This window comes from Paenarthrobacter ilicis, assembly GCF_016907545.1.
GTDB classification, from domain to species: Bacteria; Actinomycetota; Actinomycetes; order Actinomycetales; family Micrococcaceae; genus Arthrobacter; species Arthrobacter ilicis.
In genome coordinates this window covers 1,844,128-1,865,478 of the sequence record NZ_JAFBCD010000001.1, presented here as the reverse complement: position 1 = coordinate 1,865,478, position 21,351 = coordinate 1,844,128, and the positions used below count along the sequence as shown (strand labels likewise).

General features: G+C 63.5%; 16 protein-coding genes. 4 read left to right on the top strand and 12 right to left on the bottom strand.

The features are described from left to right. The first annotated feature begins 4 nt into the window (after positions 1–4). A complete protein-coding gene (locus JOE60_RS08500; RefSeq protein WP_167266925.1) occupies positions 5–1,072 on the top strand; it encodes a quercetin 2,3-dioxygenase in 1,068 nt (355 codons plus the stop codon). Positions 1,073–1,133: 61 nt separating this feature from the next. Here JOE60_RS08500 and JOE60_RS08495 read toward each other — a convergent pair whose 3' ends face one another. From JOE60_RS08495 to JOE60_RS08445, 11 genes are all read right to left on the bottom strand, one after another. Next, a complete protein-coding gene (locus JOE60_RS08495) occupies positions 1,134–2,657 on the bottom strand; it encodes a carboxyl transferase domain-containing protein (protein ID WP_167266927.1) in 1,524 nt (507 codons plus the stop codon). Continuing rightward, positions 2,654–3,901: a CaiB/BaiF CoA transferase family protein gene (locus JOE60_RS08490; protein ID WP_167266930.1), complete on the bottom strand. Its 1,248-nt coding sequence runs from the start codon at positions 3,899–3,901 to the stop codon at positions 2,654–2,656. The genes JOE60_RS08495 and JOE60_RS08490 overlap by 4 nt, the downstream gene beginning before the upstream one ends. Beyond that, the gene (locus JOE60_RS08485; protein ID WP_167266933.1) at positions 3,898–5,154 is read right to left on the bottom strand and encodes a DUF3500 domain-containing protein; all 1,257 of its coding nucleotides are present in this window, start codon (positions 5,152–5,154) and stop codon (positions 3,898–3,900) included. Before JOE60_RS08485 ends, JOE60_RS08490 begins: the two co-directional genes overlap by 4 nt. After that, positions 5,132–6,856: an FAD-dependent monooxygenase gene (locus JOE60_RS08480; RefSeq protein WP_167266935.1), complete on the bottom strand. Its 1,725-nt coding sequence runs from the start codon at positions 6,854–6,856 to the stop codon at positions 5,132–5,134. The genes JOE60_RS08485 and JOE60_RS08480 overlap by 23 nt, the downstream gene beginning before the upstream one ends. After that, complete coding sequence (locus tag JOE60_RS08475; protein WP_167266937.1) at positions 6,856–7,713, bottom strand: fumarylacetoacetate hydrolase family protein; 858 nt, start codon at positions 7,711–7,713, stop codon at positions 6,856–6,858. Before JOE60_RS08475 ends, JOE60_RS08480 begins: the two co-directional genes overlap by 1 nt. Before the next feature lie 91 nt (positions 7,714–7,804). Further along, positions 7,805–8,680, bottom strand: a complete 876-nt coding sequence (locus JOE60_RS08470; protein ID WP_167266939.1) for an alpha/beta hydrolase — start codon at positions 8,678–8,680, stop codon at positions 7,805–7,807. Between the two features lie 146 nt (positions 8,681–8,826). Beyond that, positions 8,827–9,813 carry an alpha/beta hydrolase gene (locus tag JOE60_RS08465; protein WP_167266941.1) on the bottom strand — a complete coding sequence of 329 codons (987 nt, stop codon included), beginning with the start codon at positions 9,811–9,813 and terminating at the stop codon, positions 8,827–8,829. 29 nt (positions 9,814–9,842) lie between these two features. Next, positions 9,843–10,850 carry an oligopeptide/dipeptide ABC transporter ATP-binding protein gene (locus JOE60_RS08460; protein WP_167266943.1) on the bottom strand — a complete coding sequence of 336 codons (1,008 nt, stop codon included), beginning with the start codon at positions 10,848–10,850 and terminating at the stop codon, positions 9,843–9,845. Then, entirely contained in the window at positions 10,847–12,886 is a 2,040-nt protein-coding gene (locus JOE60_RS08455) for a dipeptide/oligopeptide/nickel ABC transporter permease/ATP-binding protein (RefSeq protein ID WP_167266945.1), read from the bottom strand. Before JOE60_RS08455 ends, JOE60_RS08460 begins: the two co-directional genes overlap by 4 nt. Next, on the bottom strand, positions 12,883–13,836 hold the full coding sequence (locus JOE60_RS08450; protein ID WP_167266947.1) for an ABC transporter permease: 954 nt from the start codon (positions 13,834–13,836) through the stop codon (positions 12,883–12,885). Before JOE60_RS08450 ends, JOE60_RS08455 begins: the two co-directional genes overlap by 4 nt. 51 nt (positions 13,837–13,887) lie before the next feature. Then, the gene (locus tag JOE60_RS08445; protein WP_167266949.1) at positions 13,888–15,444 is read right to left on the bottom strand and encodes an ABC transporter substrate-binding protein; all 1,557 of its coding nucleotides are present in this window, start codon (positions 15,442–15,444) and stop codon (positions 13,888–13,890) included. Positions 15,445–15,680: 236 nt separating this feature from the next. Here JOE60_RS08445 and JOE60_RS08440 point away from each other — a divergent pair, with 236 nt between their 5' ends. Then, positions 15,681–16,505, top strand: a complete 825-nt coding sequence (locus tag JOE60_RS08440; RefSeq protein ID WP_167266951.1) for an IclR family transcriptional regulator — start codon at positions 15,681–15,683, stop codon at positions 16,503–16,505. Here the strand turns inward: JOE60_RS08440 and JOE60_RS08435 are convergent. Next, entirely contained in the window at positions 16,502–17,149 is a 648-nt protein-coding gene (locus JOE60_RS08435) for a TetR/AcrR family transcriptional regulator (protein ID WP_167266953.1), read from the bottom strand. The two genes, JOE60_RS08440 and JOE60_RS08435, sit on opposite strands and share 4 nt — an antisense overlap. 112 nt (positions 17,150–17,261) lie before the next feature. Here JOE60_RS08435 and JOE60_RS08430 point away from each other — a divergent pair, with 112 nt between their 5' ends. Together JOE60_RS08430 and JOE60_RS08425 are read left to right on the top strand one after the other, a co-directional pair. Beyond that, complete coding sequence (locus tag JOE60_RS08430; protein ID WP_167266955.1) at positions 17,262–19,637, top strand: alpha-L-rhamnosidase; 2,376 nt, start codon at positions 17,262–17,264, stop codon at positions 19,635–19,637. A gap of 125 nt (positions 19,638–19,762) precedes the next feature. Further along, complete coding sequence (locus JOE60_RS08425; RefSeq protein WP_167266957.1) at positions 19,763–21,289, top strand: glycoside hydrolase family 43 protein; 1,527 nt, start codon at positions 19,763–19,765, stop codon at positions 21,287–21,289. Positions 21,290–21,351 lie beyond the last annotated feature (62 nt).

Genomic DNA, 21,351 nt, shown 5'->3' with positions numbered 1-21,351 from the left:
TCATATGTCCCTCAGCGTCGAGGAAATCACCAAGACACTCCCCCTGGCCAACACGCTCCCGGGTGACGCGGTTCCCTATTACATGGCTTCCGGCGATGGTGCCCGCTACGAGGTCAACGGTCAGTTGATCACTGTGATCGCCCGCGCGGCGGACACGGGCGGTATCTTCAGCGCAGCCTACATTTCGGGCGGCATGGGAGCCGAGTCTCCGTTCGTCAGCCACGCAGTCGAACACAAGACCCTCTACGTGTTCGACGGCATCCTGCATGTCTGGTTGCCCGGTGAAAGCCGCATCCTGACGCCCGGTGATTCCGTGGTTATTCCGCCGGGGACTCCCCATGCCTACCGTATGGCCAGCCACTACACCCGGTTCCTCAACTGGATGACTCCCGGTGGCGCCGAGGCCTACTACCAGCGTGTCGGTACACCCATCGACTCGCACGTTCCTCCGGCCCACGCCGGCCACAAACCTTCGGTTAAGGAACAGGCAGAGGTCGGTGCTGAATTCGGCATCACGTTCCCGGACGTCGAACGTGTCCAGCCGGGACTGCAACAGAACGCGGGCCTGCCGTCCACGCTGAGCCCCTATTTCCTCAGTGCGGGGGAAGGCGAGCGTCTGGTCAGCTATCAGACCATGTTCTCTTATCTGTCACGGCCGCAGAATACCGGGGATAACTACTTCGCGGTCCACACCAAGGGCGCAAAATCCCCGTACATTCCGCTGCATTTCCACTCGGAACACACAGAGAACTTCCTGTGCACTGAGGGACGAATGTGGCTCTACGCCAACGGCCGCGAGATGCTGCTGACCAAGGGCGATTTTGTCCACGCCCCGGCCGGGACTGTTCATTCCTTCGCGTTTGATGCACACAACACCCAGATGGTGGGCTTCCTGACACCGTCGGTCTTCAATGGTTTCTTCGAGTACTTCAACAAGCCCACTGAGGACTATATCTACACGGAAGGTGGCGAGCCCTACATGGACATGGAAGGTTTTGGCCGGGCGCAGGCGGAGCTGGATCTGACCGTCGTCGGTCCGCCGCCGCAGCGGCGTGTTGCCTTGGATATCTAGGCTGAACCGCAAAGGGTCCGGACTCCCAGGGAGGCCGGACCCTTTGCGTTTGGTTGCGATTTCAGGCAAGCCCGACGGCGGCAACGGCGGCATGGTCACCGCGGCGAAGTGTCAGGAGATCCAGAAAGTTCTCCTCGATCATCAGCCCTGCCCTGCGGCAGAATTCCGTCGGTTCCGCTGCGGCGTCGGGCTTTTCTGCAACCACCGTGCTGACGGCCCCGCACGCCACAAGGTCGTCGGCCGTGATCCGGAGGCTCCGGGCAAGTTCGGACGCCCTTGAGCTGTCGCGATGCAGTATGGCGCTGGCTCCTTCCGGGGCCAGCGGGGCGAGCCATGCGTGCTGGGCACACATGATCTTGTCAGCCGGGATCAGCGCGATGGCGGCTCCCCCGGTTCCCTCCCCCGCAATGAAGGCCAGCGTTGGCACAGAGAGGGTCGGCAACAGGGCGAGGCATCGGGCAATTTCGCGGGCCAACCCACCTTGTTCGGCGTCAGGACTCAACTCCGCTCCCGGGGTGTCAATGACGGTCAGCAGGGGAAGCCCCAGCTGTTCGGCGAGCCGCATGCCACGCCGTGCCGCAGCCAGGTGCCGCGGTCCGATGAGCCGTCCGGTGTACTGCTCTCGGCGATCCTGGCCCACAACAACGCAACGAACTTCCCCGACGGAGGCCAGGGCCACAGTGATGGGACCCCGGTCCAACAGCACCACGTCATGGGCTGCGGCGGACAGGAGCTCCCGAAGGCCCGGACGGTTCGTGTCGCGGGAACGGAGGACAACGTCCCATGCTGTGTCCTGGTGCACCTCAGGCGACCGGGCAGCGAAGAGGTTTCTCAGTGCAGCGGATGCATGAGGGGAATCAGCGCCGGCATCTGGCGCTGCGTTTTGGTGGCCGTATCGGAGACTGGCCACCAGGACAGAACGCAGCCCGTCCACGGGCACCACAGCATCAACCACACCGTGCCGTGCCAGGTTCTCGGCCATCTGGACCCCTGAAGGAAAGGGCTCCCCGTGCAACGACTCGTAGACCCGTGGGCCGAGGAAACCCAACAGGGCACCGGGTTGGGCGAACGTGACATGGCCCAATGAACCCCATGAGGCCATGGCTCCGCCGGTGGTGGGGTGTCGAAGGTAGACGAGGTAAGGGTTTCCGGCGGATTTGTGGCTTTCCACCGCTGAGGCAATGAGCGCCATGGCAAGAAACGCGGGAGTTCCTTCCTGCATGCGGGTTCCACCCGAGGATGGGCTGGCCACCACCGGCAGGCCCTCAGCCGTTGCCCGTTCCAAAGCACCGATAATCCTCGACGCGGTAGCCAAGCCGATGGAACCGCCCAAGAACGCGAACTCCCCGGCGATCACCACCACGGTCCTGCCCTCGATGGTACCTACCCCCGTCAGCACCGCTTCATCCGTCCCGCTGCGCTGACTCGCGGATTCAAGTGCCTCCAAGTAGCCAGCCCCGTGGCAGGCGTGCAGTGGTGGACGGTCCCATGATTCATAAGAGCCGGGATCCACGACGGCTGCTATCAATTCCGACGCAGCAATGATGGGAGCCTTGGCGCCTGGCTGAAGACCATGGACCGTCATGACCGGTATGGAGTTTCAGTCGCCAGCCAGCTCCGGATACTCTCGCCGTGCCGATTCAAGAGCGGGGGCGCCGTGTGCGTGACGGGCGTTGTTTCGCGCTCGCCGTCGAGGGAGGCGTCGAAGAAGCGCAGTGGAGGACCGGGCAGCGTGATCTTACCAAGGACGTCGTGGTCAACCTCCACGGTCAAGCCCTGCGAGCGCACTTGGTCCCAGGCGTAGACCTCGTCGAGGGTGCGGACTTTCCCGGCAGGAATACCGGCGAGGCGTAGCTTCTCCAGCAGTCCGGCAGCGGCGCAGTCCGCAAATGCCCGTTCAACCACTTCGATGGTCCGTTGTCTGTTCCGCACCCTGTCAGCGTTTGATGCCAGGAGGGGATCCTCCGCATCCAGGCGGAAAGCAGCACAGAATTTCCGCCACAGGGCGTCGCTGCCCACGCTGATTTGCACCGCGCCGTCGAGGCAGCGGAACAGCCCGTAGGGCGCGATGGATGGGTGGTGGTTCCCCTGGGCTTCGGGGACTTCACCGGCGACGGTCACCCGGGTTCCCTGGAAGGCGTGGACACCTACGACGGCGGCCAGCAGCGAGGTGCGCACCACCTGTCCGCGGCCGGTCCGTTCCCGCTCAAGGAGCGCAGCGAGGAGCCCGTAGGCACCGTACATGCCTGACAACAGGTCTGCGATGGGAACACCAACCCGCTGCGGGTCATCGGGGCCGTTTCCGGTAACGGACATGAGTCCGGCTTCGCCTTGGACGATCTGGTCATAGCCAGCCCGGCCTCCTTCGGGTCCGTCATGGCCGAAGCCGGTGATGGAGAGGATCACCAGCTGCGGGTTCAGTTCCTGCATGGCAGCGGTGGAGAAGCCCAAACGGTCCATGACTCCGGTCCGGAAGTTCTCGATGACGATGTCGGCCCTGCCCAACAGTTCCTTGAGCACTGTCCGGTCGGCGTCCGACTTCAGGTCCAGGCTGATCGATTCCTTGTTCCGGTTGCACGAGAGGAAGTAGGTTGCCTGGAGGTCATCTTCGGGCCCAACAAAGGGCGGTCCCCAGCCACGGGTGTCGTCACCGGTGCCGGGAACCTCAACCTTGATGACGCGGGCGCCCAGGTCTGCGAGCATCATTCCGGCGTGGGGGCCTGCGAGTGCGCGGCTGAGATCGATGACGAGCAATCCCTGCAGGGGGCCGCCGGACTGTTGCTGCCGGGTGTCCGGCTGCGCTGCGTTGGTAAGTTCCGCCGTCGTCATGATTTATCCCCGTCCGCGTGGGCGGCCGCTTGTCCCAGCAGCGCCCGTCCGTAGTCGTTACCGTTGGGCGTCCGCACTACCGTGTGCATGTGGAAAGGCGCCGGGGTGTCGTTGTTGAGGAAAACGCCGGTGTGGTGGTCCAGTTCCAGGATGACCACGGGGCTTTGGATCCGGAAGTAGAAGGCTTCCCCGGCATCCCAGCCGCCGATCCATGAGAACCAGGTGTCCTGGTAGTGTTCTTGGATTTCCCGGAGGCGGGCAGCGCGCGGTCCAGCAGGCAGGTAGGCAATGGAGTCCGCTACGAGTCTGTCCAGGAGGGCCAGGGCGGCAGGGGTCATGGACGGGACTGGAATGCCTTCATAGGGAATGACCCGGTTGTCCTGGAAGCAGCCTGCCAAGTGCCGTTCGTCTCCGGAGTGCAAACGCCCCTGCGGCATGGCGGGGTCTTGCATCTCTTGGTACACGGTGGCTTCGTCGCGAAGCTCAGCCGTGAGGGCGGACATCAGCTCCCGTGCCCACTGGATTCGTTCTTTGAAGACCTTGAGGCCTTGGAACGGTCCATCGTCAATGGTGTCTGGTTCGGCGCCGAGGAACACTGGAGAGATGACCATTTGGCTGCCCACAACCAGGCAGTTGAGAGCGACATGGTGGCCGAACAACTGCCAGCCCCACGGCTCCGTTTCCGAGGGAGTTCCGTAGAGGGCAAAGTTGTAGCTGTACTCGTTCATGAGCAGCGGCAGGTCCACCAAATCGCCCAGGAAACCGTTGATGCGCATGAGGTTGCGGGTCAGCGCATACCCTTCCGGGCTGAGGCTGGCCTCCACCACGGCCAGGGCGGCATCGCGGACTGGGCCGTCGCATTCATCCAGGCGAAGCCCGGTATCGTGCTGCATGAATTCCGGGTTGGCCCAGCTCTGCCACTCGTGGGCGTCGACGGCGTAGCAGAGGCGGTCCAGCTGCCCGGACGGCAGCTGTGCCAGCAGCTTCCCGGCCGCGGCCACCATCCCCGACGTCTGAGCCTCTTCCCCGGGCAACGCTTCAGTCAGTGTGAACAGCCCTTCACGGACCACGCCATCGTTGGTCACGCCGACGAAGGGTGCGGGATACAGCTTCTTCCATCCCTCGATCATGGGGCCGGCAAAGGAATCGGCTTTGGCGGCTTCGGCGTAGGCCCGCGCGTCCAGGCCGCGGAGTTTCGCCACGCGGGGGTGGTCCGGTGTGTACAGGTAGTCACGAAACGACGGCGTCGACATGGGTGGCCTCCTCGCTTTCGGGGCTTTCGGTGGGTACCCACCCCGCGGCGATGCGGAGGGCACGTGCTGCTGAGGCAGCGGACGAACCCCGCCACGCGACGTGTTGATCGGGGCGGACCAGCACAGCGTCGGCAGCCCAGAAGTCGGACATCGAAGTCCCCCGGCTGTCAGGTCCTACTGCATGCACCGTCAGGGGTACGCCCAGTTCGGCAGCGGCGATCAGGATGGGCGCGTACGTCTTTTCGAGGTCACCATCCGGGTGGGATCCAGCGTCCACCAGCAGGGAGAACCCAGCCCCCAGGTGGTCGTAGATGGAGGTGGAGTCCGGCATCCATGCGTGGGGAAGCAGGGCTCCGGGGGCGGCGGTGGGCACGTACCGGATGGGATCTTCTACCGGCACGGGTGATCCGTCAGGGACCACCAGTGGCGAGGCGGCGTAGTTGTAGCCAAGCACCAGGCCCAGGGAATCGAATTCGCTTTGCTTGACACTGAGAGATTCGTGCGCGCGCGCCCGGGCAGCGGCACCGTCACTTTCTTCCCGTTCCAAGGCAGGATCCGCGAAATGGTATGCCAACGCCTTTCCGTTGGCCGCGGCGTCGTTGATGGTGCGTTCGGCAACGGGGCGCCGTTCCAGGCCGTAACTGTCCAGCAAGGCAGGACCTGCCCACCCCTCCACCGCGGCTGCGATTTTCCATGCCAGGTTGGCGGCGTCTCCGATGCACGTGTTGAATCCGTGGCCGCCCCATGGTGGGTTCTGGTGAGCGGCATCTCCCACCAGGAATACGCCATCCTGCCCGTAGGAGGGCGCCAGGAGCATGCGTGCAGTCCACGGGTCGGTGGCAATGACGTCAACCTCGACGTCGGCACCCACCAAGGAGCGCACCATCGCCACCGGGTTAAGTTCGTGCCCTTCCGAGGATGCGTCGACGCCCTGGATAATCGCCCACCACGTCGTGTCCAGGTTCATGCGCCCAACCATCCCGGCTGTCCCGGGTCCAAGGACCCAATACTGGACAGCTGGATCCAGGCTGATCGTTTCGGCCAGGTCACTGGAGCGGAAGAGGATGCTGATGTTGGAGAGCGCTGCGGATCCGCCCTCCATGCGGATTCCCAGCCCTCGGCGGACGGTTGACGAACCGCCGTCGGCTCCGGCCAGGAAGCGGCACGCCAGGGTCCGGGTGTTGCCTGCATTGTCAGCCACTGTCACTGACTGACCGACGTACCCTTGGGAGGCAAACTCCTCAACCCGCAATCCTGCCAGGAGAGTGGCGTGTGGTGATGCGGCCACGGCTTCACGGAGCACCGTCTCCAGCACCGGTTGGGGTACCTGCTGCCCGCACTCCGGCTGCGGCCCGTAGCGGCCTGTCTCGAGTTGGAAGGCATTCGGGAAACGACGTATCTCGCGTCCGGTCAGGGACGAACAGAAGATGACGTCCTGGGAGAAGTCCACGGGCAGCGGCGCCGCTTCCCGCAGCTGTGACGCCAGGCCCAGCCGACGCAGGTGCGTCATGGTCCGGGCATTCGTTGTCTTGGCGCGCGGACGGGCCGGGTCAATGCCTGTGCGGGGCTCAATGACCACGCTTTGAATACCGCGGTGAGCCAGATCCAGGGCCAGGAAGAGTCCGCTGGGACCTCCACCGGAGATCAGGACGGGAACCTCGTGGGGAAGGTCAACCAAGCGCGCCTGGTTGATGGCGGCCATCAGGCCCTCGCCCGGAGTGATGGCTCACCGATGGGGGTCACCAGGGTGCCAAGCTTCTCAATCTCCACCTCGACTGTGTCTCCTGCCTGGAGAAGCCACTGCGGTGTTCGTGCGTAGCCGACTCCCTCGGGAGTTCCTGAGGCGATCACATCGCCGGGGTGGAGGGTAAGGGTTTCACTGATCAGCGAAATGATGGCCGGGACGGAAAAGATCATGTCGCGGGTGTTGCCGTTCTGAACCTCGGCGCCGTTGACCCGGGTGCGAAGCTGCAGGCCCTCGCGAAGATCACCGACCTCGTCGCGGCTGACCAACGGACCCAAGGGGCCGGTGAAGTCGCCGTTCTTGCCGAGTGTCCACTGGGACGTGAGTTTCTGGGCACGTCGTGCAGTGATGTCGTTGAAAGTGGAGTATCCAAACACGGCTTCGGCGGCTGCAGCCTCGTCAGCGGACTCCACGCGTTTGCCGATGTACGCAGCTACCTCGCCTTCCCAGTCCAGGCCCGCCTCGCCGCCCGGAACCGGGACGGGAACGTGCCCCACGGACAGGGACGCCGTCCACCGGCCAAACAGCGTGGGATACGGCGGGAGCTCCTGGTCCTTGTAACTGCCTTCCGCGGCGTGGGCCTTGTAATTGAGACCCACGCAGATCACTCGTGCCGAGGCAGGAACCAGTGGTACTTCGGTGACGTCACTTCGCTCGAAACCTGCGCTGGCGTCAGTGACCACCGCCGCCGCTTTCTCGTGCCACCGGGCTGCATCGGCCCAAAAGTCCGTCACGGTCGCCAACGGAAAAACGCGCGCGCCGCTGAGGGCAGCAACCCACGTGTCGCCGTCGTGGTTAATACCTATGTACTGCATGGTGGGCCTTTCAGCTTCGCCCGGAGGCGGTTATCGGTAGGAGGGCACGGCAAGGAGACCCCAGGGGGTGACGCCGGGCTGGGTGGGAAAACTAGCGGCTGGCCGCTTGGTGCCGGAAGAACGCGACCGTGGCGGCCAGCGCCCTCAGGGCAGCTTCCGGACTTCCGTCCGGGAGCGACCACATGTGGTCGGCGTCGTCGACCAGAAGAAGTTCGACGTCGGCGCCTGCCTTCTCCAGTGCAGAGGCCAATGACTCCGATTGGGCGGCAGGGACGAAGCGGTCGGCGGTGCCGTGAATCAACAGGAAGGGCGGAGCGTCGGAATGGACGTAGCTGATAGGGCTGGCTGCTGCCGCCTTGTCAGGGTTCGCCGCCAAGACCGCACCCACCAGCAGCTCTTCGCGGGATCCGGGATCGCTGGCGCGGGCAATTGCCTCAGGCAGGGCTTGTTCCCCCATGTGGGTCAGGTCCGTTGGCGGGTACCACGCGGCGACGGCAGCTACGGCTCCAGCGCCCTCTCCCGTGAGCCCAACCAAGCTGGCCAGGTGGCCGCCTGCAGAGTCACCCCAGGCGTAAAGGCGGTCCGGATCCACACCGTACTGGTCTGCGTGGTCCCTGAGCCACGTCACCGCGGACAGCGCATCGTGGAGCTGGGCCGGGAACAGCGCTTCGCCGCTCAGACGGTAATCGGCCGAAGCCACTACAAAGCCGGCATCGGTGAGAGCGTCGAAAGGCGCCAGGCCGAAACCGTCGCACACAGGGCCCAACGAAGAACGCTCGCCTGTGCGCCAACCGCCACCGTGGAAATGGACGACGGCGGGACGAAGGTTTTCGGGGCCGGCGTCCCCCGGCGCTGACTCCGGAAGCACCGCGGTCTCCGGCAGGTGGAGGTCGAGCAAGAGCGGGCGGGAGCCGTCATCGCCGGTGCGGGCAAACTCGATGCCCTTCAAGTGGCGACCGTTCGTCATCGTTGACTCCCTCTGCTTCGTAGGCCTGATCCGTGATTTTCCCGCGCTTCTCTCCAAGGATGTCGAACACTGACCCGGACCAGAACCGGCGATTTCATTCATTGAAACCTTAGGCAGTGGCAAGCCGGGAACCACGGAGGCGAGGCTCATTGCTGCCCGAATTCACGCCGGAAGAAGTCAACGGATGTCTCCAGGATCCAGTCCACCTCATCTTCGGCAAAAAAGAAGCAGTGGTCGGCGCCGTCGATGGTGATGAGCTTGTTCTGTACGCCTGCCCGCTCCAGGGCATCGGCCAGCAGTTCGCTTTGGGAGTGGGGCACCAGGCCGTCCCTGTTGCCATGAACCAGCAGGAAAGGAGGCGCTCCGGCGGTGACGTATCCAAGAGGGCTCGCTGCGTGCAGCAGGGCCGGATCCGGCGCCCCTCCCACCAACATGGTTCCGGGATCAAGGGAAGCTCCCGGGGGGACGGCCGCAGTCAGTGGACCATTCAGGAACGACTCAACTCCCAGCCGGCGTGAGACATCATTGAGCGAAGAAATGCCGTAGAAGTCCACCACCGCGGTGACTGCGCTGGACTGGCCTTGCACTCCGAGGCCGCCTTCGAGGTCCTCCCGGGAGCCGGTGAGCCCCAGGAGTGCGGCGAGATGGCCTCCTGCCGACTCGCCCCAGGCCCCGATCCTTTCGCCATCGATGCCGAGGACATCCGCGTGGTGCCGCAAATAGCGGACGGCTGCCTTGATGTCGTGGAGCTGCGCCGGAAACGGCGCTTCCAGGGAGTACCTGTAATCCACCGTCGCACAGGCGATGCCGGCTTCGTTGAGGCGACGGAACACCGAGTCAGGGACGAACGTCGGCGGCAGCTCCCGACGGTCGCCCAACTGGAACGCTCCCCCGTGGATCCACACCACCAACGGGACAACAGCCTCGGCAGCTTTCCTAGGCAACCACACGTCCATGGAAAGACGGCGGAAGCCGACGGTGATGGCGTAGCTGAGCTCACGGTGCAGCAGCGACTCCTCCGACACCTCTTCAGGTTTCCCAGGCGCATGGAAGGCGGGAAAGGGTGGCGGTGTGGGTACGCGGTGTGGATCGATGCTGATCCCGGCAGTCTCCGCTGGTGTTTCAAGGGTCATTGCTTGCTCCTGGAGTCTTGGATAGAAAGTCAGGCGTAATGGCAGGCGACGTCAGCTTCGCCCACGCGCCGGAGGGCAGGTCGTTCGGAGGCGCAGAGTTCGGTGGAGAGCGGGCAGCGCTGCCGGAAGGGACATCCACCAGGAGTCGCGGCCACGGCTGCTGCCGTCTTGACTCCCAGGGACTCCCGGACAGCGCGGCGCTCAGCTTGCTCTGCCGGGCGCGGCACCGGTGATGCCGCAACGAGAGCCTGGGTAAACGGATGCTTGGGTGATTCAGTGACTGCTGCGGTTGGACCGGATTCCATCACCTGCCCTCGATATAAGACCACCACCCGCTGGGCCAGGAACTGCACCACGGAGATGTCATGCGCAATGAACAGGTAGCTCAGTCCGCGCTCGTCGCGCAGATCGGCCAGAAGGTTCAATACCTGCGCCTGCGTCGAAAGGTCCAATGCGCTGACAGCCTCGTCGCAGACCACCAGTTGAGGTTCGCAAATGAGTGCGCGGGCCACCGAAATACGTTGCCGTTGGCCACCGGAAAACTGGCTCGGATACCGGTCCACGGCCTCCCGTGGCAGGCCAACCCGTTCCAGCATGTCCTCTGCCCTAATGCGGGCCTCGCCGCTGGCGACACCCCGCACGCGCAGGGGTTCTGCCAGTGAGGCGCCAACGGTCTTCCGGGGATTCAGCGATGAATTTGGGTCCTGGAAGACGGCTCTCAGCTCGCTGCCAATGGCGCGGCGTTTGCCCGAACCGGCATGCGTGATGTCTTCTCCCTTGAATTCCACGGAACCGCCGGATATCTTCTGGAGACCCAGGACCGCTTTGCCAATGGTCGATTTGCCCGAGCCGGACTCCCCCACCAGACCCACCGTTTCACCGTGCTGGATGGTCAGGCTGACACCGTCGACGGCGGGCGTCGCGGCAGCGGCCTTCCGTCCCCTTCCGTAGCGGACCACAAGGTCCTTCACTTCAAGCATGGGCAACGGTCGGACAGTACCGACGGGTGGACTCAACAGAGGGATTTCGATGCTCATGCCATGTCCTTTTCAACGATGTCCAGGCGGTGCCGGGAGGGAATATCCGCCGGAACCGGATGTTCTGATGGAATGTCGGTGGGTACCCACGCAAGACCTTCGATGGCCAGTTCATCGGCCTTGACGCAGCGCACCACCCCCGATTCTGTTCCCGAGGGAAGGAGGGGAACCGGTACCTGGCAGGCAGATCCCGCGAACTGGCAGCGGGCCGCGAACCGGCATCCGGTGGGCCAATCCTTGGGCTGGGGAACCTGTCCCTTGATGATGGCCAGCCGCTCGGGCATGTCGTGTGCAGTGTTCGCATGGGGATCAGCCGCGAGGAGTGCCAGAGTATAAGGATGCCGTGGGCTGTCCAGGATGCTGGCCGTACGGCCGTTCTCCACCACTTGGCCGGCATACATGACGGCAACGTGGTCGCAGATGTCGGCCACTACTCCGAGGTCATGCGTCACCATGACCACGGACATGCCGGTGTCCTTCACGAGCGTCCGCAGGAGGGACAGGATTTCGGCCTGGACAGTGACGTCCAGGGCGGTGGTGGGTTCATCAGCCACCAGCAGGCGTGGATTACCGGATAACGCCAAGGCTATGGCGACGCGCTGGGCCATGCCGCCCGATATCTGGTGCGGGTAGGTCTTGAGGATGCGCTTGGCGTCCACGATGCCCACCTTTTCCAGCAGGTTCAATGACTCCGCTTTGGCTTGCTTCTTTCCCACTGACCGCAATCTGCGAATGGCCGAGGTCAACTGGTAGCCCACGGTGAACATGGGATCGAGTGCCCGCATGGGCTCCTGGGAGATGAGGGCGATGTCGCGCCCCCGGATGCTTTCCATGTCCTTGTCCGTGGCAGCGGCAAGGTTCCTGCCGTTCCAGAGAAGTTGGCCGCCACTGACTGCGACGCCGGACGGCAGCAGTCCCATGAGGGACAGCGCGGTCATGGTCTTACCGCAGCCGGACTCGCCAACCAGTCCCAGAACGGTGCCGGGTTCGACGTCGAAGGAGACGTCCGTGACCAAGGGAGTTCCGCCGTCGACCGCTACCGAAAGGGAGCGGACGCTGAGCTTCCCGGCCTCCGGAGCGTCGTGGACAGCAGGGGCAGCTGCCGCTGCTGCGGCAGCCTGAACTGAACGCCTGCGGCGGACGGCGGCAGATGGAAGATGGGAAGCCGTAGCATTGGGAGCCTTGCCCAGGGCGTTGCCGATCGCATTGGCGGACAGCACCGTCAGGGCCAACACCACGCCGGTGGGAACCATCAGCCACGGAGCGTCATAGACATGCTGCGAAGCACTTTGGATCATGCCGCCCCAGCTGGGCTTCGGGAGGGGAGGTCCGAAACCAATGAACGCGAGGCCGGCTTGGATCAGGAGGCCCACAGCGAAAATCAGCGCAGATTGCACCACGATGGTGGTGGCCAGGCCCGGCAGCACATGGCGGGCACTGATGGCCAGCGGGCTCAGCCCGTCCACCTTGGCAGCATCAACATACAACTGGCTTTGCAGCGACTTTGCCTGGCCGAGCATGACCCGGTAGATGCCTGCCGAGATCAGTACGCCCAGGATGGCCATGATCAGGGGGATGTTGGTACCGACTGCGCCAATAACGGCGAGGATAATGACGGTTCCAGGCAACGACATCATGATCTCGGTGACCCGGCTGATGACACCTTCGGCGCGCTGGCTGTTGGCAGCTGTCAGCGCCAAGAGGGTTCCGAGTCCGACGCCGACAATCACCGTAATGAAGGACGTCCCCAGTGTTTCGGCTGCTGAGGCGAAGATGCGGCTGAGGATGTCACGGCCCAGTTCATCCGTGCCCAGCCAGTGCGTGGCAGTGGGTCCGGAAAGGACGGAGGTGAAGTCCTGATCTTCGGTCTTGAAGGGCAGCCACCACGGGGCCGTGAGCGAGGCAAGAACCATCGCCGCCAACCACAGTGTTCCGGCGACGCCCCCTGGCGAGGTAAGCAGTCGATGCCCTGAGAGCTTCGTCAGGGCCGTCCGGCGCTGGGATGCCGGCGTTGTTGCTGGAAGTGTGGGAATCATGAGGCACGCAACTTCGGGTCAAGGAATTTGGTAGCGAGTTCGAGCACCAGGTTCACGGCGACCACAACCACCGTAGCGATCACCACTACCCCCTGAACGGCCGGGGCGTCGTGGGTGCTGACGGACGTTTGAACAGCCTGGCCGAGACCCGGCATGGCAAACAATTGTTCAGCGATTACGGATCCCCCGAACAGGCCGATGAACTGCAGGGCGATGCCTGCAACGATCGGCAGGCTCGCATACCGGAGGGCATGGATGTAGAGAATTTTCCACGTGGGAGTGGCTGTGGCCCGGAGGGTCCGGATGTGTTCCTGCTGCAACGCCTCAAGCATCGAAGCCCTGGTCTGCCGGGCAATGAACGCACCGCCTCCAACGGCCAAGGTGATGACCGGCAGGGCGAGGGACATTGCCCAATCCTGCGGGGAGACTTCGAACGGGACGTAGCCGGTGGCCGGGAACACGGAGGACTGGACGGCAAAGAGATAAACGAAGATGACGCCGATCCAAAAGGCTGGCAGTGCCACGAGCAATCCAACAAACCCGCCAATCATTTGATCCAGGACACCACCACGCACAGCTGCGGTGACACCGAGGATGATGCCGAAGATTGCACTGAGAACGGTGGCACCGGCGGCGAGGGAAGCTGTGACCGGAAGCCTGTTGGCAAGGTCGGCGCTAACGGACCGACCATCGATGAGGGAGTTTCCGAGGTTGCCTTGGACGGCATCGCCCAACCAACGAAAGAACTGGCTTACCAGCGGATCATTCCAGCCGAGCGTTTGGTTCAACTGGTCGATGGCCTCTTGCGAGGCTCCTGCCCCGAGAGCTACCGCACCTGGGCTGCCGGGCATCGCGTGGACCAGCAGGAATGCCAGTACCGCCACCACCAGCACGGTGGCGAGCGCCATCAGAAGGCGCTTGGTGACGAACATTGCCATGGTGACCTCCATTGGTCGGACCGGGTGCCAGTTCCGCAGAATTGGCACCCGGTCATTGGTGGATCAGTTGGTGGGTGCGTACGAGGACAGCAGCGGGTACACGTTGCTTCCGGCGAACTTCACCTGCTGGACCTTCTTGGTGTTGTAGCCCTGGTTGGTCAGTGACTCATAGAGCGGGATCATCCAGCCGGACTCCACCAAGCGGGTGTTGAGCTTGGTGAGCGCGGCCTTCCTGGAGGCGTCATCCTTGGCAGCGGCAACCTCTGCGGTCGCTGCGCTCAGTTGCTCGTCCGTTGCTTTCTGAACATTGGTGAAGCCATTCAGGATTGCGCCGTACATGAGGCCGACCGGGTTGTCCCAACCCAGCGGGGAGTACCCCAGCGGCGTGGTTGCCACCGCGGCGAATGCCTCATCCGTGGAGGCTGCAAGCTTCACGTTCATGGTGATTCCGACGGCCGCCAAGTCCTTCTGCACTGCTTGAAGATCCGTTTGCGTCTGGGCTCCGGCAATGATGGTGAAGTCAAAGCCGCTCCCATAACCGGCCTCGGCCAGGAGGCTCTTTGCCTTGGCGGGATCATAGGCATACTTGGTATTCAGTTCATCAGTGAACCCTGCCGAGTCCTTGGGCAATGCGTTCCACGCCGGGATATCGCCCTTGTGGAGGGCATCCACCAGTGCCTTGCGGTTGATGGCGTACTGGAAGGCCTGGCGCACCTTCTCGCTGGCGAAGGCCGGCGCGGTCTTCCCGGTCTTGTCGAAAGAGATCATGGTCTGGACGGTGCCGCCGATTTGGGACACGCCCACACCCTTGGACTTTGCGAAGTCCACGGTGGGCGAGGTCAGGGATGCAACATCCGCCTGGCCGGACACCAGCGCGTTGGCACGGGCCTGCGGGTCCATGATGACGCTGAACGTGATCTTGTTGTAAGGGTACTTGGAGGCATCCGTGTTCTTCTCGTTCTTGGTGAAGACGTACTTGTTGCCCTTGACGGTGGTGGCACTGTCCAGCGTGTAAGGGCCGGAACCGTCCGGTGTCGTGGCCAGGCTGGCAGTGTCCGTCACAGCGTTCTTGCCCACGATCATGCCCAAGGTGGAGGTGAGGTTCTTTTCGAAGCCGGGCTGGGCCTTGGCGAACGTGATGGCCACCTGGGTGGGATTGACCACGTCAACAGAGGCAATCTCCTGCGCTCCGCCCTTGGCGATTGCTGAGTAAGCACTGAGCGCGGTATCGCTGCGTCGATCCAGGTTGGCCTTGACCAGCGCGGCATCCAGGGTGGAGCCGTCCGTGAAGGTCACACCTTCCTTGAGGGTCAGCGTGAGGACTGTATTGTCCGCGTTGTAGCTGAAGTCCTTCGCCAGGCCCGGACCCACACTGCCGTCAGGCTGCAGGGTCATCAGATTCTCGTACAAGCCTTCGAAGAACTGCCGTTGGGCATCCGAGACCCGCAAGGGGTCGTAGCCGAACGACGCGCTGTCGCTGTCTGTGGCAATGGTCAGCGTGCTCTTGTCCACGGAGGACGTTGCTGCTGTACCGCCGCCGCAGGCTGTCAGGGATCCGAGAAGGAGCGCCCCGGCCAGGACGGCCGCGCTCCGACGTGCAGGTGAGGTGAGGAGATTCATGTGCTGCGCCTTCGCATTCGTGATGGAATCGGAATCGAGATGTGGGACCGGGGGCCTGAACGTGGTCGGCTGTGACCTGATCGGGCCGATCCGTCGGCGCCCTCTCGTCAGATGGCTTCCGGTAACCGGCTTCTTCAAGAGTCGTAGGCGGGCAGCACTTACCCCCACGTGAATTTCATTGGTTGAAACAGTATTGTGGTGGAAGTCACTCGCACGCTTGAAAGGATTCATCGCCCATGGGGGTCAACGATGGGAACCAGACGGAAAAGCCGCTCCGCGGCAAGCGTCCCAAGCAGGGCGAACCTGTCATTGACCGCGCGCTGAGCCTGCTCGCCGTCTTCAGCGACCGGCGTCGCGCCTTGACGCTATCCGAAATGGCGAGACTCGCCGATATGCCGGCCCCCACTGCGCTGCGCCTGATCGCCCGCCTTGTGGCTTGGGGGGCCTTGGAACGCCTTGAGGACGGACGGTACGTTGTGGGGGTCAGATTGTGGGAGGTAGCGTCGCTGTCACCGCGCGGGCACGGTGTCCGGGAGATCGCACTGCCATACCTTGAGGACCTCTTCGCCGTGACGCGACATCACGTACTTCTTGCCGTGCGCGATAAGAACGACGCCGTCCTGATCGAGCGGTTGTCGTCCAAGGAGGCAACGGAAGTCGCCTACCGAGTCGGTGGACGTGCTCCCCTAAGGTCGACGGCGGTGGGCCTGGTCCTGTTGTCCGGCGCGGACGCCGACTTTCAGGAGTTGGTCATCAACCAGCCGCCCGACGCCGAAGTGGGCGTCGACTCGCTGACTGAAGGGGAGCTGCGACGCACGCTGTCCGATGTCCGCAGAACCGGGCTGGCCATGATCCGACGGTCAGCACCCTCGCGTACCGTCTCCGTCGCGTCGCCGATTTTCGGTGCCGAAGGGTCCGTAGTGGCGGCACTGTCGATCGTGGTTCCGGATGGCGCAACGCCACCCAACGCGTTGGCTCCTGCGGTACGGGCCACCGCGAGGGCGGTGTCGCGAAACCTGGGACACAACCCCGGCCCCAGCGAGAGTGTACGGATGCGCTAAAGAGCGTTGGCGCCGTCCACGTGTTCCGGCGCCAAGAGTGCGCGTGCCAACCGGCGGGAATAGTCACGGACGGCCTCCACGAGGTCCAACTGCCCCCCTGAGAGTACCCACTGCAGTTGCAGCCCGTCGCTGACGGCAATGATCTCCCTGGCGCATCCACTGACGTCCGTGCCGGGCAGCAGGTCACCCCGCTCTACACCCGCGGCCAGTCGTTGCGCCGTTTCGTCCACGGCGCGCTGGTACCACGAGGCGTACAACTGGTGCGCAGGTGTTGTGGCATCGGCAGCCTCGGCCGAAATCAGGACAAACAGTTCAATGAGCCCAGGTTCCTTGGCCAGCTCGCGCGTGGACTCAACCATGCCCCTGAATACCTCCAGGGGATCCGGGGCACCCTCAGGCCGCCGCCTGCCCCACCATGTGGCAGTCTGTTCCAACCGGCGCTCCGCCACTGCCAGCAGCAGGTGCCTTTTGGAACGGAAGTGGTGCAGCAGGCCGCTTTCACTGAGCCCTACGTCCGCAGCCACCTGAGAGAGGGGCACCTTGTGGTAGCCGGAGCTGCCGAAAAGACGGGAGGCGACGTCCAGTATCTCGGCACGTTTGGCACGCCCTACCTCATAGCTTCCAGTTTTTCGCCGAACCCGCATCTTCACAGGGTAGCCATTACCGGCGAATCAGAAAAACAGTGCATACTCGGTTTTTATGGTTTAGCATGAGCGGGAAGCAGCAAAGGTGCCTGCTTTTCACGGAGGAGTTTCCTTGACTGACCCTTTCTTTGCCCCCTCGCCGCAGGATTCGCTCCGTGACGCCGTGTGGATATCACCTGCAGAAGAGCACCCCGCGAAGCCCGGCGGGCGTCCCGCGTACTGGCTTCGCGGGAGGTTCACGTGGACCCGCGAGGATGGGCGGACAATCATCCATGCGACCGCGCACGGCATTTACGAGTTGTTCGTCAACGATCATCGCGTTGGCGACCACGAACTCACGCCCGGCTTCACGTCGTACCGGAGGCGCCTGCAGGTCCAGTCGTGGGACGTCACCGATCTCTTGATCCATGGCGACAACACCGTTTCCGCCCTGATTTCAGACGGGTGGTTTCGTGGCAGGCACGGCTTCGAGCGCCGGGCAGACGGTTTTGGCGCTGAGACGGCGTTCCTTGCATCCGCCCTCACACCCAGGCGGACCCTCTTCACAACGCAACCGACGTGGGAGTCCCGCGAGAGCCACATCATCCGCGCCGACCTCATGGACGGTCAGGGGGTCGACTTCCGGCTGCCATCCACTCCGGGAGACACCCGGACGCCGGGAGGTTGGTCACCCGTGATACCCCGCAGCGGCGGGCTGTATGAGAACAGGGCAAGGTTTGTGCGGCACATGACACCACCTGTTCGGCGTATCGAAGAACTCCCACCAGTGTGCTTAACATTTCCTGCGCCAAACCGCACGGTGGTGGACTTCGGCCAGAACATCAACGGATGGATCCGCTTGAAAGAACTCGGCCCCGCAGGAACGTCCATGACGCTGCTTCACGGAGAATTCCTTGACCAGGCCGGGCTGGTGTCCACGGATCATCTCCAAGCCTTCGACTTCGCCACCAAGACACTCCTCCCCGCAGGGCAGCTGGACGTGGTGACCTCGGCAGGCCGGGAGGGCGATGTCTTCGAGCCACGCCACACCACCCACGGTTTTCGCTACGTCCAGGTGGAAGGCAATTCCGTTCCGTTGACCGCCGAAGCGATCACCGCCGTCGTTGTCCATACCGACCTGAAAAGCACCGGCACGTTTGAATGCAGCGATCCACGGTTGAACGCCCTTCACGATGCCATCCGCTGGAGCTTCCGGGGCAATGCTTGTGATGTCCCCACGGACTGCCCGCAGCGTGAAAGGTCCGGTTTCACCGGTGATTGGCAGGTTTTTGTAGACACCGCTGCGTTGATGTTCGACGTTTCCGGATTCAGCGCCAAGTGGCTCCAGGATCTTGCTGCCGACCAGTGGCCCGATGGTCGAGTGCCTACGATAGTTCCCAACCCCGCCGGCAATGGTCCCTCCGGAAATTTCTTCGAAGACCTCGCCACCGGTTCGGCAGGCTGGGGTGACGCCGCAGTTTTTGTTCCATGGTCACTTTGGCGGGCCTATGGAGAAAAACAAGTCCTGTCCGACGCCTTTCCCTCCATGTGCTCATGGGTTGACTACGCGGCCGGAGCAGCCGCCAGTGGGCGTCACCCCCAGCGGGCGGCAGCACGCCCCGCACCCCTGGCCCACGAACGCTATGTGTGGGACACAGGCTTCCACTTCGGTGAATGGCTTGAGCCGGACACCCCGCCCAATCCGGACCCTTCGCGGGACCACGGCATCGTAGCCACGGCCTACTTGCACAGGTCCGCTCTCCTCCTGTCAAAGGCGGCCACCGTCCTCGGTGCCTCCGGGGCCGCAGCCCACTACGGCTCGCTGGCCACCAACGTCCGCACGGCCTGGCAGGCCGAATACCTCGACGCCGGAGGCCGGCTGTGGGAAGAGTCGCAAGGGCACTACGTCCGTGCACTGGCCTTCGGGCTGGTTCCCGATGGGCTCGCTCCGTTGACCGCCGGCAGGCTTGTGGAGCTCATCCGCGCGAACGGAAACCGGCTGGGCACGGGCTTCCTCGCCACCGGCCTCCTGCTGCCCACACTGGCCCACCACGGCTACCTCAACGTCGCCTACGATCTCCTGCTTAACGCCGGAAGTCCCTCCTGGCTTGGAATGCTCGACGCCGGGGCAACCACCATGTGGGAATGGTGGGACGGGGTATCCGGCGGCGAGGCCCGCGGTTCACTCAACCACTACAGCAAGGGCGCCGTCGCTTCATTTTTCTACACCCACATAGCGGGCATCCGCCAGCCGGAGCATTCAGCGGCATACCGTGCAGTGACCATTGCACCGCGGCCCGGCGGCGGCATTACCTCGGCAAGCGCCGCCGTCGAGACCGTTAGAGGCCGCATCAGCAGCGCCTGGACCCTGGATGGGGATCTTTTTGCCCTGCACGTCGGGATCCCGGAAGGAGTAACGGCTGTCGTCGACCTGCCGGATGGAAGCTCTCATGCGATGCCCGCCGGTGCGCATGATTTCCGCACAGTCTTAAGTACTCAAAGGCGCTGACGACCTTCAAGACCCACACGGGTATTCCAACCAATGAAAGTGCCGATGGGGCGGGAGGTGTGCGTTTGTAGCGTTGGAGTCGAACTCCGTCGCCGGACGGACCCCAGGCTACAGACGGAGCATCAATGGTGGAGAATGCGATCAAACAGGTTCAGTGGGACACGCGATCAGCGGCCACAACGCCAGTCATTCCTGGTTTCCACCCCGATCCCACCATCTGCAGGGTGGGCGACGACTATTTTCTTGCTGCATCAAGCTTCGAGTATTTTCCGGGCGCACCGATATTCCATAGCCGGGACCTTGTAACGTGGGGCCACATCGGGAATATCCTCACCCGCAGGAGCCAGTTCGCAGTTGGCGACGGGCGCTCCTCCGGCGGAATCTTCGGATCCACGCTGAGGCACCACGGTGGTGAATTCTGGTTCGTCACCACCAACATGAGCGATCTTGGGGGCGGCCACCTGCTGCTGAGGGCTGCATCAGCCGCAGGTCCATGGAGCGAGCCCGTTCAGATACCGGGAACGTTGGGCATTGATCCGGACATTGCCTGGGATGCCGACGGCACGTGCTATCTCACGTGGGTGGGGTTCGGTCCTGCAGATAATGAGTCCGGAATCGTCCAGGCGCGACTGGACCCTGACGCCGGCCGGCTCCTGGAGTCTCCCCGAAAGCTGTGGCAGGGGTCAGGACTGGCCTACCCCGAAGGCCCGCATCTCTATGAGATTGACGGCTGGTGGTACCTGCTGTTGGCCGAAGGCGGTACTGAACGCGGGCACGCCGTTACGGTAAGCCGGGCAAGCAGTCCTGCGGGCCCCTTCGAGCCCCACCCGTCCAACCCAGTGTTCAGTCATCGCAGCACGGCGGCGGCCGTTCAGAATGTTGGTCACGCCGACCTGGTCCAAACAGCCGACGGCGACTGGGCCGCCGTCTATTTGGGCGTGCGCCCCCGCGGCGTTGTTCCTGGATATCACGTCCTGGGCAGGGAAACGTTCCTCGCCGGCATCTCATGGGAATGCGGCTGGCCGCACTTCCTCCAAGAACGCTACCGGGTACCGGCCAACGACCTATCCTTCACCGACACCTTTCCTTCCGGGGGCCTGCACCATCGATGGATCGCACCCGGCCAGGATCCAGCGGCGTTCACGGCACCTTCTCCCGGCGGTCTGGTGATTGGCCACCATCAGACCAACAGCACTCCCCTACTGTCAACACGGGTCCTCAGCCACACGTGGAGCGCCCGCGCATCAGTCATCATTCCGGAGGATGCGGGAGTCCGATTCATTCTGAGAATCGACGAGGCCCACTGGTACGCCCTCGAAGCATCCAACCGCCAGGTCCGGGTCATGGCCCGGATCGGGCCTCTTGAGCAGGTGGTGGCTGCAACGGACATTGCACCGTCCGCTGAAGCACTGCACTTGGTCATCAGCTGCAACGACTCACCATTTGCGGGCTTGCCTGGCAAGAATACGGGCCCCGACCAAGTCACTCTTGGCTTGGAACAGGATGGGCATGCTACCGCCCTGGCCACAATTGACGGCCGGTACCTATCCACGGAGGTCGCTGGCGGTTTCACGGGCCGTGTTCTGGGACTCGCGGCCAGCAGCGGCAGCATCGTGATCGAACGCTTTGACTACTACCACCAGGATCGGTGATGAAGTAACGACTGAAGTGGGCAGGAATAATTTCTGAGTGGATTCACTTATGAGTATAGTCA

Coding starts and splice junctions, on each gene's coding strand:
- JOE60_RS08465 (WP_167266941.1), bottom strand. CDS start 9,813: ATGACCCTTGAAACACCAGCGGAGACTGCCGGGATCAGCATCGATCCA.
- JOE60_RS08490 (WP_167266930.1), bottom strand. CDS start 3,901: ATGACGACGGCGGAACTTACCAACGCAGCGCAGCCGGACACCCGGCAG.
- JOE60_RS08500 (WP_167266925.1), top strand. CDS start 5: ATGTCCCTCAGCGTCGAGGAAATCACCAAGACACTCCCCCTGGCCAAC.
- JOE60_RS08440 (WP_167266951.1), top strand. CDS start 15,681: ATGGGGGTCAACGATGGGAACCAGACGGAAAAGCCGCTCCGCGGCAAG.
- JOE60_RS08435 (WP_167266953.1), bottom strand. CDS start 17,149: ATGCGGGTTCGGCGAAAAACTGGAAGCTATGAGGTAGGGCGTGCCAAA.
- JOE60_RS08480 (WP_167266935.1), bottom strand. CDS start 6,856: ATGGCCGCCATCAACCAGGCGCGCTTGGTTGACCTTCCCCACGAGGTT.
- JOE60_RS08485 (WP_167266933.1), bottom strand. CDS start 5,154: ATGTCGACGCCGTCGTTTCGTGACTACCTGTACACACCGGACCACCCC.
- JOE60_RS08495 (WP_167266927.1), bottom strand. CDS start 2,657: ATGACGGTCCATGGTCTTCAGCCAGGCGCCAAGGCTCCCATCATTGCT.
- JOE60_RS08425 (WP_167266957.1), top strand. CDS start 19,763: ATGGTGGAGAATGCGATCAAACAGGTTCAGTGGGACACGCGATCAGCG.
- JOE60_RS08470 (WP_167266939.1), bottom strand. CDS start 8,680: ATGACGAACGGTCGCCACTTGAAGGGCATCGAGTTTGCCCGCACCGGC.
- JOE60_RS08460 (WP_167266943.1), bottom strand. CDS start 10,850: ATGAGCATCGAAATCCCTCTGTTGAGTCCACCCGTCGGTACTGTCCGA.
- JOE60_RS08445 (WP_167266949.1), bottom strand. CDS start 15,444: ATGAATCTCCTCACCTCACCTGCACGTCGGAGCGCGGCCGTCCTGGCC.
- JOE60_RS08450 (WP_167266947.1), bottom strand. CDS start 13,836: ATGGAGGTCACCATGGCAATGTTCGTCACCAAGCGCCTTCTGATGGCG.
- JOE60_RS08475 (WP_167266937.1), bottom strand. CDS start 7,713: ATGCAGTACATAGGTATTAACCACGACGGCGACACGTGGGTTGCTGCC.
- JOE60_RS08455 (WP_167266945.1), bottom strand. CDS start 12,886: ATGATTCCCACACTTCCAGCAACAACGCCGGCATCCCAGCGCCGGACG.